The organism is Nocardioides sp. Z24_21, from assembly GCF_058134345.1.
This window is the reverse complement of the sequence record NZ_JBYTTH010000002.1, coordinates 537,095-552,340: the sequence shown is the minus strand read 5'-3', so window position 1 is coordinate 552,340 and position 15,246 is coordinate 537,095. Positions and strand designations below refer to the sequence as shown.

Below are 15,246 nucleotides of genomic sequence, written 5' to 3'. Positions count from 1 at the left end.
TCAGTCCCAATCCAGTCCGCCGCGGCGCCACACGTAGGCGTAGGCCACGAACACAGTGCCGATGAAGAGGACCATCTCGACGAGGCCGAAGAGGGCCATCTGGTCGAAGTGGACGGCCCACGGGTAGAGGAAGATGATCTCGATGTCGAAGACGATGAAGAGCATCGCGGTGATGAAGTACTTGACCGGGATCCTGCCGCCACCCACGGGCTGCGGCGTCGGTTCGATGCCGCACTCGTAGGAGTCGAGCTTGGCCCGGTTGTATCGCTTGGGACCCACGACGGCGCTCATGATCACGGAGAAGACCGCGAAGCCCGCCGCGATGAGTGCCAGCGCCAGGATCGGCGTGTAGAGCTCCATCGCTTCCCTTCCGGTGGACCAGCACCACGCCCATCTGGGGCACGTGACCTTGTGAACGGCTTCACGAGTGGCGCGACCCACAGTCTAGGACTCGTGCGCCGGATGCGTCACCCCGGGGTCGCACCTCCGAACCCGCCCCTGACCTGCGGATTTAGGTGACGGGGCCGTGCCCTAATTCTCAGGCGGTTGCGCGGTGCAGCGCGACGATGCCACCGGTGAGGTTGCGCCACTCCGGACGCTGCCACCCGGCCTCGGCGAGCATCGCCGCGAGCCCCTCCTGGTCGGGCCAGGCGAGGATCGACTCGGCGAGGTAGACATAGGCGTCGGACGCGCTCGCGGTGAGCGCCGCGATGCGCGGCAGGGCCCGCATGAAGCCGTCGAGGTAGGCGGCCCGGAAGGCCGCGTTGGTCGGGGTGCTGAACTCGCACACCACGAGTCGCCCGCCGGGCCGGGTGACCCGCAGCATCTCCTTCAGTCCCGCGACCGGGTCGACGAAGTTGCGCAGGCCGTAGGAGATCGTCACCGCGTCGAAGGTGTCGTCCAGGAACGGCAGCCGCGTGCCGTCGCCGGCGACGAACGGGAGGGTGGGCCGGTCCTTCTTGCCCTGCTGCAGCATGCCGACGGAGAAGTCGCACGGCACCGCGGTGGCCCCGTGGGCCCCGAACGGCTCGCTCGAGCAGCCGGTGCCGGCCGCCAGGTCGAGCACCAGGTCGCCGCGCTGCGGCGCCACGGCCGCCACCATCGACCGGCGCCAGGACCGCTGGATCCCGGCCGTCATCAGGTCGTTGGTGAGGTCGTAGCGCTTGGCCACGGTGTCGAACATGCGACGTACGTCGGTCGGTTGCTTGTCCAGGTCAGCGCGGGCCACGCGGCGAGCGTAGGCGTCCCGGCCCCGGGAGGCGAGGTGGGGGTGTCGGGGCACCTCCCTATGATCGTGAGTGTCGATGATCGAGGGGGTCATCGGCTCCGGGGGAGGATCCACATGTCACGCCGTCGCTCGTTCGCGCTCGCCCTGGCGCTGCTGTGCGCGCTGAGCGGTCTCTCCGCCGTCGGCGCGTCCACCGCGGCGTCCGCGGCGGAGCCCGGCTCCACCTCCGCGTCCACCTCCTCGTCCACCTCTCCGGCCCGCGCGTTCACCCCGATGCGGCTCGGTGACCGCGGGTGGCGCGTGCGCGTGCTGCAGAGCCGCCTGCACCAGCTCGACCTGCACTCCGAGGTCGTGACCAGCCGCTTCGACCGCGAGACGCGCGACGGGGTCGCGACCTTCCAGCGCCGCCGCGACTGGCGGGACGACGGGGTGGTCGACGAGCGCACCTGGCGCGCGATCGTGGCCCGCACGACCGAGCCGACCACCGAGGCGCTGCACAACGTCTACACGCCCGGGCCGCCGCTGCTCCAGCACGGCGACACCGGCCTCCGGGTGCGCCAGGTGCAGGCCCGGCTCAAGCAGCTGCGCTGGTACGACGGCCCGGTGACCGGCCGCTACGGCCGCACCACCGTCGAGGCGGTCGAGGGGTTCCAGGCCAAACGCCGGATCCCGGTGACCGGACAGGTCGACCGCCGCACCCTCTCCCGGCTGACCGCGATGACCCGGCCGCCGACGCGGGCCGAGCTCTTCAACATCGTGCCCACCGGCCCGGCCCTCGACCCACGCTGCCTCTCGGGCCGCGCGATGTGCGTCGACAAGACGTCGCGGTCGCTGCGCTGGGTCGTCGACGGGGTGGTCCTCAAGAGCGTCGAGGTGCGCTTCGGCTCCGACGAGCTGCCCACGCGCGAGGGGGCGTTCGCGGTGTTCCGCAAGTCGCGCGACCACGTCTCCAGCCTCTACCACACCCCCATGCCGTTCGCGATGTTCTTCTCCGGCGGCCAGGCCGTCCACTACTCCCCCGACTTCGCGGCCAACGGCTACAACGGCGCCTCCCACGGGTGCGTCAACGTGCGCGACCGCGCCGCGGTGGCGTGGCTGTTCGACCACGTCCGGATCGGCGACAAGGTCATCGTCTACCGCTCCTGAGCCGGACCGCGGTCAGGGCCTGGGTCAGGGCCGGGGTCAGGGGCCGGGGGGCCCGGTCAGCGAGAACGCCGGGTCGATGGCCGCGCCCGCGCGGCCGCGCCGGGGCAGGGCCGTCGAGGCGGCCTCCACGGCGGGCGCCGCGGGCGCCGCGACCACGGCGGGCTCGCGCGACAGGTCGAGCCGGACCGAGGGGTGGTGCGCGACGCGACCGATCCGGAAGCCCGACGTCCGCGCCAGCGCGCTGACCGTCCGGTTGACCCGGGCGTCCATGACCAGCACGCGCAGCCGGCCGCCCCACCAGGGCGCGAGCGCGGACGCCTCCGCCGCGAGCCTCCTGTCCCGCGAGCCCAGGCGCGCCTCGGCCACCTGGGCGGACACGGCGTCGAGCACCTCGCGCGGCGTCGCGTGCCAGGGCGACCCGTCGACCGACGCGGCCTCCAGCAGGCCCTCCAGCGCCCGGGCGGTGACGTGGTCGAGCAGCAGGTGGGTCGGCGAGACGTGGGCGAGGGCGCCCTCGAGGTCGGCGGCCGACTCGATCCACGCGAGGGTGCACCCCGCCGTCAGGTGGGCGTCGCGCGCGACCGCGGTGAAGCGGCCGGTCGCCTCGCCGACGAGCAGCACGACGTCGGCGGCGGTCAGGTCCGAGAGCGCGCCGGAGGCCTCGGGCCGGAACAGCCAGGGCAGGCCCTTGTCCCGGGGCAGGCCGAGCACGGGTGCGGAGGAGCTGTCGGCGCGGGCGCCCGCCACCCACCCCAGCAGGTCGGGCTGGCGCTTGCGCCGCTCGAGCCCCATGGCGCGCAGCCGCTCCCACGAGGGTTCGTCGCACTCGAAGAGCTGGGCCCCGTCGAGCGGGGCGCGGCGCAGCAGGGCCAGCCGCCGCTCGTCGTCGACCACGACCAGACGGACCTGGACGCCGTCGAGGAGGTGGCGCACGCCCTCGGGGTCCAGGCGCTCGGGCAGGAGCAGCGGCACGGCCCCGGCCACGCGGGTGGCGAGCTCGATCTCGAGCTGGCGGATGCCCGTCGGCACGCGGATCACGACCACCTGGCCGGGGTCGACGCCGGCCTCGATCATGCCGGCGCCGCCGTCGATGGCCCGCCGGTAGAGCTCGTTCCAGGTCAGCGAGGTCCACGCGCCGTCTCGCAGCTCGGCGACGGCGACCTCCAGCGCGCGGTTGCGCGCGTGGCGCTCCAACCGTGCGAGAGGAGATTCGTGGGCAGGCACCTGCGGGCTCCTAGGTGAGACGGCTACCGGGGCAACGTAGGTGACCCACGCCTCTCCTGTTCGCCGTTTGGCCGATCTGTCGTCCTCGTCCTCCGTGCCGCGGCGTAGGCTCCCCCCTCGTGACGACCCCCGCGTCCGGCCCCGGACCTGCTGCGCCGCTCGTCGTGCGCACCGTCCCCGTGGACCTGGCCGACCTCCCCCTCCTCGACCTGCTGCCGCGCGACGAGCCGGTCAGCTGGCTGCGCCGCGGCGAGGGCCTGGTCGGTTGGGGCGTCGCCGCCCGCCTGGAGACCTCGGGGCCGACCCGCTTCAGCGACGCGGTCAAGTGGTGGGCCGAGACCGTGGCGCGCGCCGACGTCGACGACCGCGTCGCCGAGCCGGGCACCGGGCTGGTGTGCTTCGGCGCCTTCGCGTTCGCCGACGAGCCGGGCGACTCCGTGCTGGTGATCCCGCAGGTCGTCGTCGGCCGTCGCGGCGACCGCACCTGGCTCACCACCGTCTCCGTGGAGGCGCCCGACCTGGCCCCGGCACCCGCCCCCGAGCCGCCGGTCGGACTGGTGTTCTCCGACGGCGCCCGCAACGGCGAGGAGTGGATGTCGGTCGTGGCCGACGCGGTGCGGCGCATCACCGACGGCGACCTGGAGAAGGTGGTCCTGGCGCGCGACCTGATCGCCACCACCGACGAGCCGGTCGACGTCCGCTGGCCGCTCCACCGCCTCGCCGCGCAGTACGAGATGTGCTGGACCTTCCACGTCGACGGCCTGTTCGGCGCGACCCCCGAGATGCTGGTGCGGCGCGAGCGCGGCCTGGTGACCTCCCGGGTGCTGGCCGGCACGATCCGCCGCACCGGCGACGACGAGCGCGACCTCGCCCTGGCCGCCACCTTGGCCCGGTCGTCGAAGGACCTCGAGGAGCACGAGTACGCCGTGCGCTCGGTGGCCGACGCCCTCGAGCCGCACTGCTCGTCGATGAACGTGCCGGAGGCGCCGTTCGTGCTCCACCTGCCCAACGTCATGCACCTGGCCACCGACGTCAACGGCGTCGTCCACGACGCCGCCACGTCGCTCCAGCTCGCCGAGTCGCTGCACCCGTCGGCGGCCGTGGGCGGCACCCCGACCGCGGTGGCGACGCGCCTCATCACCGAGATCGAGGGGATGCCGCGCGACCGCTACGCCGGCCCGGTCGGCTGGATGGACGCCTCCGGCGACGGCGAGTGGGGCATCGCGCTGCGCTCGGCGATGGTGGTCGAGGGCGGCGTGCGGCTCTTCGCCGGCTGCGGCATCGTGGCGAGCTCCGACCCCGAGGCCGAGCTGGCCGAGTCGCAGGCGAAGTTCGTGCCGGTGCGCGACGCGCTCGGCGCCGGCTGAGCGCTCGGGACTGCTCCGGTCAGAGGTCCTGACCCGGCTCGCGGCGCACGTAGGCCTGCGAGTCGGGCAGCAGGTTGCCCATGTGCGTGGCGACGAAGTCGAGGCCGATGTCGCTGTAGATGCGGTCGTGGATGGCCAGCGAGGTCGGCGCGCCGACCTCCCGCACGAAGTCGACGGCCTCGCTCAGCTTGAGCCACGGCGCGCTCACCGGGGCGAGCAGCACGTCGACGGCCCGGCCCGGCGGGGTGAGCGCGTCGCCCGGGTGGTAGACGCTCGACCCGCCGGACTCCAGGACGTAGCCGGAGTTGTCGAAGCGGTCGTAGTCGGGGTGGATGACCGCGTGCTTCTCGCCCACGACCTCCACCGCCGTGCCGGCGACCTCGAGGCGGTCGCCGGGCCGCACGACCGTCACCCGCTCGGCGACCTCGGGCGCGTGCTCGCGCAGCGCCCGCTCCACGGCGGCGATCGTCCAGACGGGCACGTCGATCCCGCGGAGGTGGTCTGGGTGCACGTGGTCGGCGTGCTCGTGGGTGATCAGCACGGCGTCCGCGCCCACGAGCGCCTCCGGGTCGGTGAACACCCCCGGATCGATGACGACGACGCCGCCGTCGCCCTGCACCCGCACGCAGGCGTGACCGAACTTCGTGATCCTCATGGGCCGACCCTACGTCCGCGGACGGCACGGCGAATCGCCGTACTGACTGGGCACGAGGTTAGGGTGGGGCAGCCTCCGACGGGTGGAGTGCCCTGGGGGAAACACCGAATCGCACCCGACACGAAGAGAGTCCTACATGTCTGCACGCCGCGTGCTCGCAGGCAGCGCTGTCGCGCTGCTCCTGCCCGCGTCCCTGCTCCTCACGGTCGAGACCGGCTCGGCCACCGACTCCGCGGCGAGGCCCGCGTCGACGTCGGTGACCGCCAAGGCCGGCCAGAAGATCTCGCTGGAGGTGCTCCCACAGATCGTCCAGCAGGGCAAGCGCACCGCCAGCGCCGACCAGGCCAAGGCCGCCGTCACCGCCACGATCAAGCCGGTCAAGGTCGGCCGCAAGGTCGTCCTCGAGCGGCTCGACGGGACCTCGTGGAAGAAGGTCGGCACCGCCAAGCAGGAGAAGTCGGGCGACGCCAACTTCACCGCCGCGGTGTCCAGCGGCGGCGCCGCCGTGACCTACCGCGCCACGGCCCAGAAGTTCAAGGGCCTCAAGAAGGTCACCAGCGGCACCGCCGACACCGCTCAGTGGCTGACCCCCACGTTCACCGACGAGTTCTCGGGCAGCTCGCTCGGCCCGGCGTGGAGCATGCGCGGCCAGGACTACGAGCCGGACAGCAAGCGCAAGTGCTCCAAGGGCGACCCGAAGGCCGTCAAGGTCTCCGGTGGCACCGTGCGCCTGAGCGTCATCAAGGACACGTCCACGAAGACGAAGTGCAAGGCCGCCTCGCGCAAGCTCAAGAAGAAGATCTCCTACCGCCTCAACGGCCACATCGGCACCGAGGGCATGTTCGACTACAAGTACGGCGTCGCCGCCGCGCGCATCAAGATGCACAAGTCGCAGGGCCAGCACTCCAGCTTCTGGTCGCAGCCCGTCGGTGGCAACGGCCCCGGCAGCGACGGCCACGAGATCGACATCATCGAGTACTTCGGTGACAAGCACCCGCAGGGTGGCCTCACGAGCTTCATCCACTGGTACAAGGGCAAGCGCCTGATCAAGACCGGCTCGTGGATCAAGGACTCGAAGTCGTTCCTGAAGAACAAGGGCGACGGCTGGTCGAAGAACTACCACGTCTTCTCGGTCCAGTGGACGCCGAAGACGATCATCTTCCGCATCGACGGCAAGGAGACCTGGCGCACGTCGGCCCGCGTCTCCAAGACGCAGCAGTACCTCATCCTGAGCCTGCTCGCCTCCGACTACGAGGCGCTGGAGATGAGCGACAAGAAGCTGCCGCAGCACATGTACGTCGACTGGGTCCGCGTGTGGGAGACCCCGCAGGCCTGATCGACTGCTCGACGTCGCACCACCGGATCCGCGCGTTGGCCCCTCAGGGGGCCAGCGCGCGGATTCTTGTGTCGAGGTCGGCGCGGTTGTCGCGGCGCACCCGCGCCTCGACCACCTCGATCCCGCCGTTGGGCGAGGCGAGGGCCTGCTCGAGCTCGGGCAGCCCGGTGACCCGCAGGTGGGGCACCCGCGCCGCCGCGCAGAGGCTGGCGACGTCGACGCCGTGCGGGGTGCCGAAGAGGGTGTCGAAGCGGTCGGCGTGCTCGGGCGCACCCTGCTCGAGCGTGGCGAAGATCGAGCCGCCGTCGTCGTTGACCACCACGAGCGTGAGGTCGGGACGCTCCTCGCGCGGGCCCAGGAACAGGCCCGTGGTGTCGTGGAGGAAGGTCACGTCGCCCATCAGCGCGAGCGCGCGCGTCGACCGCGGTCGGCCCAGTGCGGCGCCGATCGCGGTGCTCACGGTGCCGTCGATGCCCGCCAGGCCGCGGTTGGCGATCACCTTGCGGCGCCCGCCCACCTCGTAGGGGGCGACCATCAGGTCGAGGTCGCGGATCGGGTTGGACGCCCCGACCACCAGCAGCCCGCCGGGCGGCAGCGCACGGCTCACCGCGCCCGCCACCTCGTAGGGCGTGAGGTCGGGCTCGGCGGCCAGCAGCCGGTCGAGCCCGCGCGAGACCGACCGGTCCGCGAGGCGCCACTCCTCGAGCCAGGCCGCGTCGTCGGTGCCGGCCGCGCGCACGCCGTCGTGGGCGTCGACCTCGACGGCCACCGGGAACGGACGCGTGGCCCACATGCCGCGCGGGCGCACGGAGACCACCTCGACGTCCCCGCGGGCCAGCAGCCGCGACACCGGGCGCGACAGGGTCGGGTGGCCGAGGACGACCACGCGCTCGACCCGCCGGCCGAGGTCGCCGCCGAGCAGGAGCCGGTAGGTGCGCACCACGGCGTCACCGGTGCGGCAGCCGCTGCTCGGCTCGGCGAGCAGCGGCCAGCCGGCGCTCTCGGCGAGCTGGCGCGCGGGCGGGCCGGCGTCGTCCCCGGCGACCACCACGGTGCGCGGGCCGAGGGCGAGCTCCAGGGGCCGGGGTGCCCGCGGGGCCGCGGTGGCGGCCCACGCCGGCACGTCGCCTCCGTCCCACCCGTCGTCGGGCAGCAGCGGGTCGTCGAGCTGGACGTTGAGGTGCACCGGGCGCCGGTGCTCGTGCGAGCGGACGAACGCGAGCAGGTCGTCGAGGTCGGCCGCCGCGACGTCGAGGGTCGGCGCGAACTCCCCGAAGATGCCCGCCTGGTCGGTCGTCTGGTTGGCGCCGGTGCCGCGCAGCCGGGCCGGGCGGTCGGCCGTCACCACGACGAGCGGGACGGCCGCGTGCGCGGCCTCGACGACTGCGGGCAGCAGGTTGGCGACCGCAGTGCCCGAGGTGCAGCACACCGCCGCCGGCCGGCCGCTGACCTTGGCGAGGCCGAGCGCGAGGAACGCCGCCGTGCGCTCGTCCATGCGCGTGTGCAGGCGCAGACCGCCGGCCTGCGCGGCGTCGTAGAGGGCGAAGGACAGCGGTGCGTTGCGCGACCCCGGGGCCAGCACGACCTCCGTCACCCGGGCCCCGCGCAGGGCGGTGACGACGTCGCGGGCCAGGCGGGTGGAGGGGTTCACGGGGTCCGATCCTGCCCTACCGCCGCGAGCCGCTCGCGCCAGTGGGCGACCCGGTCGGGCGCGGCAGCGAGCCGCACGAGCGCCGACTCGTCGACCTCGGGCCGCTCGACCCGCAGCATCCCGTCGACCGGGAGCAGCGGCTCGGTCGCCACGTCGTCGGTGAGCAGCTGCACCGTCGCGAGCCCACAGGCGTGGTGCAGCTCGGGGAGCGCGGCGGCCAGGGCGACCCCGGCCGCGATGCCGACGCTCGACTCGACGGCGCTGGACACCACGACGGGCAGGCCGATGTCCTCGGCGATCCGCAGGCAGGCGCGCACCCCACCGAGCGGCTGCACCTTGAGCACGGCGATGTCCGCCGCCTCGAGGTCGCGCACCCGGTAGGGGTCCTCCGCGCGGCGGATCGACTCGTCGGCGGCCACCGGCACGTCCACCCGGCGGCGCACCACGGCGAGGTCCTCGACCGCCATGACCGGCTGCTCGACGTACTCCAGGCCGCCGGCGGCGCGGTCGAGGGCGTCGATCGCGCGGACCGCCTCGTCGACGTCCCACGCCCCGTTGGCGTCGACGCGCACCAAGCCGCCGGGCCCCAGCGCGTCGCGCACCGCCTCGACCCGTGCGAGGTCGTCGGCGAGGACCTGACCCCGCTCGGCGACCTTGACCTTCGCGGTGCGGCAGCCGCCGGCGGTGACGATCGCGTGGGCACGGTCGGGGTCGGTCGCGGGGACGGTCACGTTGACGGGCACGAGGGCGCGCAGCGGCTCCGGCCAGCCCTCGTCGGCCGCCTCGCGGGCGGCGACGAGCCACGGGCGCGAGGTGGGGTCGTCGTACTCCAGGAACGGCGACCACTCCCCCCACCCGGCCGGTCCGCGCAGCAGCACGCCCTCGCGCACGGTGATGCCGCGGAACCTCGTGCGCAGCGGGATCGAGAAGACGTAGGGCTCGTCCATCACAGGTGGTCCCGGAGCGCCTGGCGGTCGACCTTGCCGTTGGGCAGCAACGGCAGGCTCTCGACCCACCTGAACTCCCGCGGGGCCCACGACCGGGGGTGCACCAGGCTGACCCAGTCGCGCAGCTCGGCCTCGCGGACGTTGCCGACCACCACGGCGACCAGCCGCTGGCCCCACTCGGCGTCGGGGACGCCGATGACCTCGGCGTCCTCCACCAGCAGGTGCTCGCGCAGCCGCCGGGCGACCGCGGCGGCCGGGATCTTGACCCCGCCGCTGACCACGACGTCGTCGAGGCGGCCGATGATCTCGAGGCGGCCGTCGGCGTCGAGGCGCCCGGCGTCGGAGGTGAGGAACCAGCCGTCCACGACGCACTCGGCGGTCAGCTCCGGGTCGTCGTCGTAGTGGCTGAACAGGGTGGGGCCCGAGATCCGCACGCGTCCCTCGGCACCGATGGCCACCCCGACGCCGTCGAGGGGCACGCCGTCGTAGACGCAGCCGCCGGAGGTCTCCGAGGAGCCGTAGGTCCCGACGACGCGGACGCCCTGGTCCTCGGCCCGCCGGCGCACGTCGGGGTCGAGCCCGCCTCCGCCGACGAGGACGGCCTCACAGCGGGCGAGCGCGGCGACCTGCACGGGGTCGGCGACGATGCGGTGCAGCTGGGTGGGGACCAGCGAGGCGAAGGTGGGGACGCCGGCGGGGCCGGCCTCGATCGCCCGTGCGACGTCGAGGCCGTCGACGACCGCCGGCTCGTGGCCGGCGACGAGGGACCGGACGATCACCTGCACCCCGGCGACGTACGACGAGGGGAGCGCGAGCAGCCACCGGCCGGTCGCGCCGAGCCGCCGCGCGGACGCGTCCACGCTGGCCAGCACCGCGCGGCGCGGGATCACGACGCCCTTGGGCCGCCCCGTGGACCCGGACGTCTCGATGAGCAGCGGGGCCGGGGTGTCGGCCTCCAGCCACCGGGAGAGCTGCCTGATCGCGACCGAGGGCTCGCCGGAGGGACGCAGGAGACTCACACGCCGAACGCTAGTCGCTCGCCCGCGCCGAGCGCGACGGGCACCACGTCGTAGGGTCGCGCGCATGAGCGCGTACTGGATCACGACCTACACGGCCGTCCACGACCCCGACAAGGTCGCGGCCTACGCCGTGCTCGCCGGCCCGGCGCTCGTCGCCGCGGGTGGGCGGTTCCTCGTGCGGGGGGTGCCCGAGGCGACCTTCGAGAACGGTCGGGCGACGCGGACCGTCGTCATCGAGTTCGACTCGGTCGAGGCCGCCGTCGCCGCGCACGACAGCGCGGCCTACCAGGAGGCGCTGCGGGCGCTCGACGGCGGCGCCGACCGCGACATGCGCGTGGTGCCCGGGGCCTGAGGGGCCGGCGGGGCCCACCCCGCGCCGCTCACTCCGGCCGGTCGAGCACCAGCCGCTGGCCGCCGTCGGCGAGCTCGCGGCACGCGTCGAGGTGTCCGGCGTGCGTCGCGGTCTCCACGAGCACGTGCAGCAGCACCTCGCGCATCGTCGAGTAGGGCGGGTCCTCGCCCTCGAACCACCACGCCAGCGGCGCGTCCAGCGGCCGCCGGGCGATCACCTCGGTCGCGAGCCGGCACTCCTCCTCGTAGGCGCCCAGCACGTCGTCGTCGCTCAGGTCGATCGGGAGCCGCCAGCCGTCGTAGCCCACGGGGAGGGCGACCTGCTCGCCGCCGACCGCCGCACGGAACCACAGCCGCTCGACGTCGTGGGTGAGGTGGTGCACCAGCCCCAGCGGCGTCCACCCCGACGGGAGGGTCGAGACGCGCCGGTCCTCGATCCGCATCGCCTCGACCTGCTGCCGGACGTGGCGGCGCTTGCTCTCCAGCCAGTCGAGCAGGTCGTCGCGGGTGGTGTCGTGCGGGTTCGTGTCCACGTGGTCAGCGTGCCATGGTGGGGGATGGACGCCTTCCGGCTGGTCGTCACCGTCGTCGTGATGGTGGGGGTGGTGGTCGCCATCCTCCTCTTCGAGCGGCGCCGCGCCGAGCGCATCACCCGCGACACCGGGCGGATGGCGCAAGGCCGCCCTGAGGGCGAGGCCCCGGACCAGGACCGCCGGCCGGAGTAGGGCCATGTCGGACCTGCGGGGGATCCTCGGCCTGGCGCTGCTGCTGCTCATCGCGGTCGCGCTGTCCACGCACCGGCGCGGCATCTCGTGGCGCACCGTCGGTGTCGCGCTGGCCCTCCAGGTCGCCTTCGCGGCGCTGGTGCTGCGGTGGGGCCCGGGCAAGGACGCCCTCGAGTGGGTCTCCGACGGCGTGGCCACCCTCATCGGCTACGCCGGCGAGGGCACGACCTTCGTGTTCGGCCCCCTGCTGGAGGTGGGCGACGACGACCAGACGATCTTCGCCCTCCAGGTGCTCCCGGTGATCATCTTCCTGGGCGCGCTGATCGGCCTGCTCTACTACCTGAGGGTCGTGCAGTGGGCCACCTGGCTGCTGGGCGGCGCGCTCTCCAGGCTGCTCGGGATCAGCAAGGTCGAGTCGATGTACGGCGCGACGGTGATCTTCCTCGGCCAGTCCGAGGCGCCGCTGATGATCGCGCCCTACCTCCGCTCGCTGCGCCGCGGGCAGCTGTTCACCGTGATGACCGCGGGCTTCGCGGCCGCCGCCGGCTCGACGCTCGTGGGCTACTCGCTGCTGGGGGCTCCCCTGGAGTACCTGCTCGCCGCGACCGTGATGAACGCCCCCGCCTCGCTGCTGATGGCCAAGGTGATGTGGCCCGACAGCACGCCGGATGACGACGAGCTCGAGGGCGCGACCCCGGTCGACGCCGAGGAGGAGGTCGACGTGCGCGCGGTGCGCGACGAGGAGTCGACCAACGTCATCGACGCCATCGGGCACGGCACCCTGGCCGGGGCGCGGATCGCGGTCACCGTCGGCGCGCTGCTCATCGCGTTCGTCGCGCTGATCGCCCTGGCCGACGGGATCCTGGGCGCCGTCGGGTCCTGGGTCGGCATCGACGACCTCACCTTCGAGGGGATCCTCGGCTGGTGCCTGGCGCCGCTCGCCTGGCTGCTGGGCGTGCCCTGGTCGGAGGCGGGCCAGGCCGGCGGCTGGATCGGCGAGAAGACGGTGCTCAACGAGTTCGTCGCGTTCGCCAACTTCGGGCCCGAGATCGACAGCCTCTCCCCCGTCACCGTCGCCGTCGTGACGTTCGCGCTGGCCGGCTTCGCCAACGTCGCCTCGATCGCCATCCAGATCGGCACCCTCGGCTCCCTGCTTCCCGAGCGCCGCGGCGTGATCGCCCAGCTCGGGGTGCGGGCGCTGGTCGCCGGCGCGCTCGCCAACCTGGCCAACGCCGCGATCGCCGGCGTCGTGATCGCGATCTAGCCCCCGCACGAGGCGGGGCGTGACGCACGCGACCGAAAATCGCAGGACGGGCGTCGGTGCTGCGGGAGAGGATGGCCGGCGATGCTCACCGCACTGAAGAACTACGCCACTCCCCCCTCCACCCTCGCCGGACGGCTGTCGGTCCAGTCCCTCCTCTTCGCCTCCGGCGACGGCACGTTCCTCGCGGGATCGGCCGTGTTCTTCACCCTCGTGGTGGGGCTCTCCCTCGGCCAGGTGGGCATCGGCCTCACCATCGCCGCGATCGCGAGCTTCGTGGTGGCGGTGCCGATGGGCAAGCTCGTCGACCACTTCGGCCCCAAGCGGATGTGGACCTTGTCGGCCGCCTGCCAAGGTGCGCTCTTCCTGGCGTGGCCGTTCATCGACAGCTTCCCCGAGTACGTCGCGCTGGCCGTCGCGATGGAGGTCGCCGGCACCCTCGGCGGCACGGCGCACGGGGCGTACGTCATCGACATCCTCCCCCCGTCGGAGCGAGTGGAGTCGCGCGCCTACCTCTACTCCGCGCTCAACGTCGGCTTCAGCATCGGCGCGTTCCTCGGGGCGGGGGCGATCGCGTTCGGCACCGAGGCGCTGCGGTGGGCGCCGCTCCTGAGCGCGGTGCTGTTCCTGTGCAACAGCGCCGCCATCCCCCGGCTGCCCGACGCCACCCACGACGTCCGCAGCTCCGAGCCACGGGCCAAGCCGGAGGGCATCCCGGCGATCCGCAACCGCAGCTGGATCGCCGTCACCTTCTTCACCGGTGTCATGTGGACCAACCAGGTGCTGCTCCACACCGTCATCCCGGTGTGGCTGGTGACCGAGACCGACGCCCCCAAGGTGCTGGTGGCGGTGCTCTTCGGCACCAACACCGTGATGTGCATCGTGCTGCCGCGCCTGGCGTCGCGTGGCATCCGCGACGTCACGACCGCCCTGCGCGCCGTCCGCCTCTCCACGGTCTTCTTCGTCCTGACCTGCCTGGTCACCCTGGCCACCCACGAGACGACCGGGTGGCTCACCATCGCGCTGTTCTTCCTCGGTCACGTCGTCCTGACCTGGGCCGAGCTCTACCTCTCCGCATCGGGGTGGACGCTCGAGGCCGAGCTGATGGACCCCCGTCGCCGCGGTGACTACCAGGGCGTCTCGGAGCTCGGCGGCACCCTCGGACGGTTCTGGGCGCCCGCGGTCTACGGCTTCCTCGCGATGGAGTGGGGGGCCTTCGGCTGGCTGACGATCGCGGTGATCGTCGTCGTCGCCGCGGCCGGGCTGCACGTGTCCGCGCACGCGGGCCGCCGCTTCCTCGAGCAGCACGTGCCCGCCGACGTGCTGGCCGACGCGCGCGCGGACGGGCCTGCGCCGGAGGACGCGGCCGCCGGCGGGCCGCCCACGATGCTCGAACCCGACGGGCCCCTGCCAGAATCCACCGGTGACCTCCTCCGCTGACTGGCTCGCCGGCGCCCGGCCGCGCACCCTCCCCGCGGCGGTCGCGCCCGTGCTCGCGGGCACCGGCGTCGCGGCGTACGTCGACCACGCCGTGTGGTGGAAGGCGCTGCTCGCCCTGGTGGTGAGCCTGGCGCTGCAGGTCGGGGTCAACTACGCCAACGACTACTCCGACGGCGTGCGCGGCACCGACGCCGACCGCGTCGGCCCGATGCGCCTCGTCGGCTCGGGGGCGGCGTCACCGGGTGCGGTCAAGGCCGCCGCCTTCGCCGCCTTCGGCGTGGCCGCGGCCGCGGGCCTGGTGCTCGCCGCCACGACCGCGTGGTGGATCGTCGCGGTCGGGGTCGTGTGCGTGGTGGCCGCGTGGTTCTACACCGGCGGGCAGCGGCCCTACGGCTACCTCGGCCTCGGCGAGGTGATGGTCTTCGTCTTCTTCGGCCTGGTGGCGGTCGTCGGCACCACCTACGTGCAGACCCGGACGTGGGAGTGGGCGGCGCTCTACGCCGGGGTCGGCATCGGGGCGCTCGCGTGCGCCATCCTCGTCGCCAACAACCTCCGCGACATCCCCACCGACACGCTCGCCGACAAGCGCACGCTGGCGGTGCGCCTGGGCGACGAGCGCACCCGCTACGCCTACGCGTTCCTGGTGCTGGTCGCCGCCGCCGCGGTGGTGGCCGTCGCGGCCGCCACCACCTGGTGGGCGCTCCTCGGCCTGGCGTTCCTGGCCCGCGCGCTGCCCCCGACCCGGGCCGTGCTCGGCGGGGCCACCGGCGGCGGGCTCGTCCCGGTGCTGGCCGCGACCGGCGCCGCCGAGCTGCTCTGGTCGCTGCTGGTCGCCGGCCCGCTGCTGGTGCTCTCCTGACGCCGTAACCCGTTGGCGGGGCGCCGCCCGCGCTGAC

The 15,246-nt window shown here is 73.7% G+C and carries 16 protein-coding genes; 8 read left to right on the top strand and 8 right to left on the bottom strand.

Going from position 1 to position 15,246, the window contains the following annotated elements; translation table 11 throughout:
- A complete protein-coding gene (locus tag AC3X7Z_RS09045) occupies positions 1-360 on the bottom strand; it encodes an NADH-quinone oxidoreductase subunit A (protein ID WP_186340169.1) in 360 nt (119 codons plus the stop codon).
- Positions 361-538: 178 nt separating this feature from the next.
- Positions 539-1,228: a demethylmenaquinone methyltransferase gene (locus tag AC3X7Z_RS09040; protein WP_186340168.1), complete on the bottom strand. Its 690-nt coding sequence runs from the start codon at positions 1,226-1,228 to the stop codon at positions 539-541.
- A gap of 114 nt (positions 1,229-1,342) precedes the next feature.
- Between AC3X7Z_RS09040 and AC3X7Z_RS09035 the strand changes: the two genes are divergently transcribed.
- Positions 1,343-2,374, top strand: coding sequence for a L,D-transpeptidase family protein (locus AC3X7Z_RS09035; RefSeq protein WP_489975711.1), 1,032 nt, complete (start codon positions 1,343-1,345; stop codon positions 2,372-2,374).
- Positions 2,375-2,410: 36 nt separating this feature from the next.
- Here AC3X7Z_RS09035 and AC3X7Z_RS09030 read toward each other — a convergent pair whose 3' ends face one another.
- The gene (locus tag AC3X7Z_RS09030) at positions 2,411-3,598 is read right to left on the bottom strand and encodes an AMP-binding protein (RefSeq protein ID WP_489975710.1); all 1,188 of its coding nucleotides are present in this window, start codon (positions 3,596-3,598) and stop codon (positions 2,411-2,413) included.
- Between the two features lie 119 nt (positions 3,599-3,717).
- On the opposite strand from AC3X7Z_RS09030, the gene AC3X7Z_RS09025 reads away from it, so the two are divergent.
- Positions 3,718-4,965, top strand: a complete 1,248-nt coding sequence (locus tag AC3X7Z_RS09025; protein WP_186340166.1) for an isochorismate synthase — start codon at positions 3,718-3,720, stop codon at positions 4,963-4,965.
- A 19-nt stretch (positions 4,966-4,984) separates the two neighbouring features.
- Here the strand turns inward: AC3X7Z_RS09025 and AC3X7Z_RS09020 are convergent, their stop codons facing one another.
- Positions 4,985-5,620 carry an MBL fold metallo-hydrolase gene (locus AC3X7Z_RS09020; protein ID WP_489975709.1) on the bottom strand — a complete coding sequence of 212 codons (636 nt, stop codon included), beginning with the start codon at positions 5,618-5,620 and terminating at the stop codon, positions 4,985-4,987.
- A gap of 136 nt (positions 5,621-5,756) precedes the next feature.
- Between AC3X7Z_RS09020 and AC3X7Z_RS09015 the strand changes: the two genes are divergently transcribed.
- Complete coding sequence (locus AC3X7Z_RS09015) at positions 5,757-6,956, top strand: glycoside hydrolase family 16 protein (protein WP_489975708.1); 1,200 nt, start codon at positions 5,757-5,759, stop codon at positions 6,954-6,956.
- 43 nt (positions 6,957-6,999) lie between these two features.
- On the opposite strand, the gene menD is transcribed toward AC3X7Z_RS09015, so the two are convergent.
- The 3 genes from menD to AC3X7Z_RS09000 are packed head-to-tail and all read right to left on the bottom strand — an operon-like array spanning position 7,000 to position 10,573.
- Positions 7,000-8,607 (bottom strand): 2-succinyl-5-enolpyruvyl-6-hydroxy-3-cyclohexene-1-carboxylic-acid synthase, encoded by a 1,608-nt coding sequence (menD, locus tag AC3X7Z_RS09010; protein WP_186340163.1) that lies wholly within the window; start codon positions 8,605-8,607, stop codon positions 7,000-7,002.
- The gene (locus tag AC3X7Z_RS09005; protein WP_186340162.1) at positions 8,604-9,554 is read right to left on the bottom strand and encodes an o-succinylbenzoate synthase; all 951 of its coding nucleotides are present in this window, start codon (positions 9,552-9,554) and stop codon (positions 8,604-8,606) included. The genes menD and AC3X7Z_RS09005 overlap by 4 nt, the downstream gene beginning before the upstream one ends.
- Positions 9,554-10,573, bottom strand: a complete 1,020-nt coding sequence (locus AC3X7Z_RS09000; protein WP_489975707.1) for an AMP-binding protein — start codon at positions 10,571-10,573, stop codon at positions 9,554-9,556. The genes AC3X7Z_RS09005 and AC3X7Z_RS09000 overlap by 1 nt, the downstream gene beginning before the upstream one ends.
- Before the next feature lie 64 nt (positions 10,574-10,637).
- Between AC3X7Z_RS09000 and AC3X7Z_RS08995 the strand changes: the two genes are divergently transcribed.
- A complete protein-coding gene (locus AC3X7Z_RS08995) occupies positions 10,638-10,925 on the top strand; it encodes a DUF1330 domain-containing protein (RefSeq protein ID WP_489975706.1) in 288 nt (95 codons plus the stop codon).
- 28 nt (positions 10,926-10,953) lie between these two features.
- Here AC3X7Z_RS08995 and AC3X7Z_RS08990 read toward each other — a convergent pair whose 3' ends face one another.
- Entirely contained in the window at positions 10,954-11,457 is a 504-nt protein-coding gene (locus AC3X7Z_RS08990; protein ID WP_186340159.1) for a mycothiol transferase, read from the bottom strand.
- Between the two features lie 24 nt (positions 11,458-11,481).
- On the opposite strand from AC3X7Z_RS08990, the gene AC3X7Z_RS08985 reads away from it, so the two are divergent.
- From AC3X7Z_RS08985 to AC3X7Z_RS08970, 4 genes are all read left to right on the top strand, one after another.
- Positions 11,482-11,649, top strand: a complete 168-nt coding sequence (locus AC3X7Z_RS08985; protein ID WP_489975705.1) for a hypothetical protein — start codon at positions 11,482-11,484, stop codon at positions 11,647-11,649.
- Positions 11,650-11,653: 4 nt separating this feature from the next.
- A complete protein-coding gene (locus tag AC3X7Z_RS08980; protein ID WP_186340157.1) occupies positions 11,654-12,913 on the top strand; it encodes a NupC/NupG family nucleoside CNT transporter in 1,260 nt (419 codons plus the stop codon).
- An 81-nt stretch (positions 12,914-12,994) separates the two neighbouring features.
- Entirely contained in the window at positions 12,995-14,350 is a 1,356-nt protein-coding gene (locus tag AC3X7Z_RS08975; protein ID WP_186340156.1) for an MFS transporter, read from the top strand.
- Complete coding sequence (locus AC3X7Z_RS08970) at positions 14,334-15,209, top strand: 1,4-dihydroxy-2-naphthoate polyprenyltransferase (protein ID WP_489975704.1); 876 nt, start codon at positions 14,334-14,336, stop codon at positions 15,207-15,209. Before AC3X7Z_RS08975 ends, AC3X7Z_RS08970 begins: the two co-directional genes overlap by 17 nt.
- Positions 15,210-15,246 lie beyond the last annotated feature (37 nt).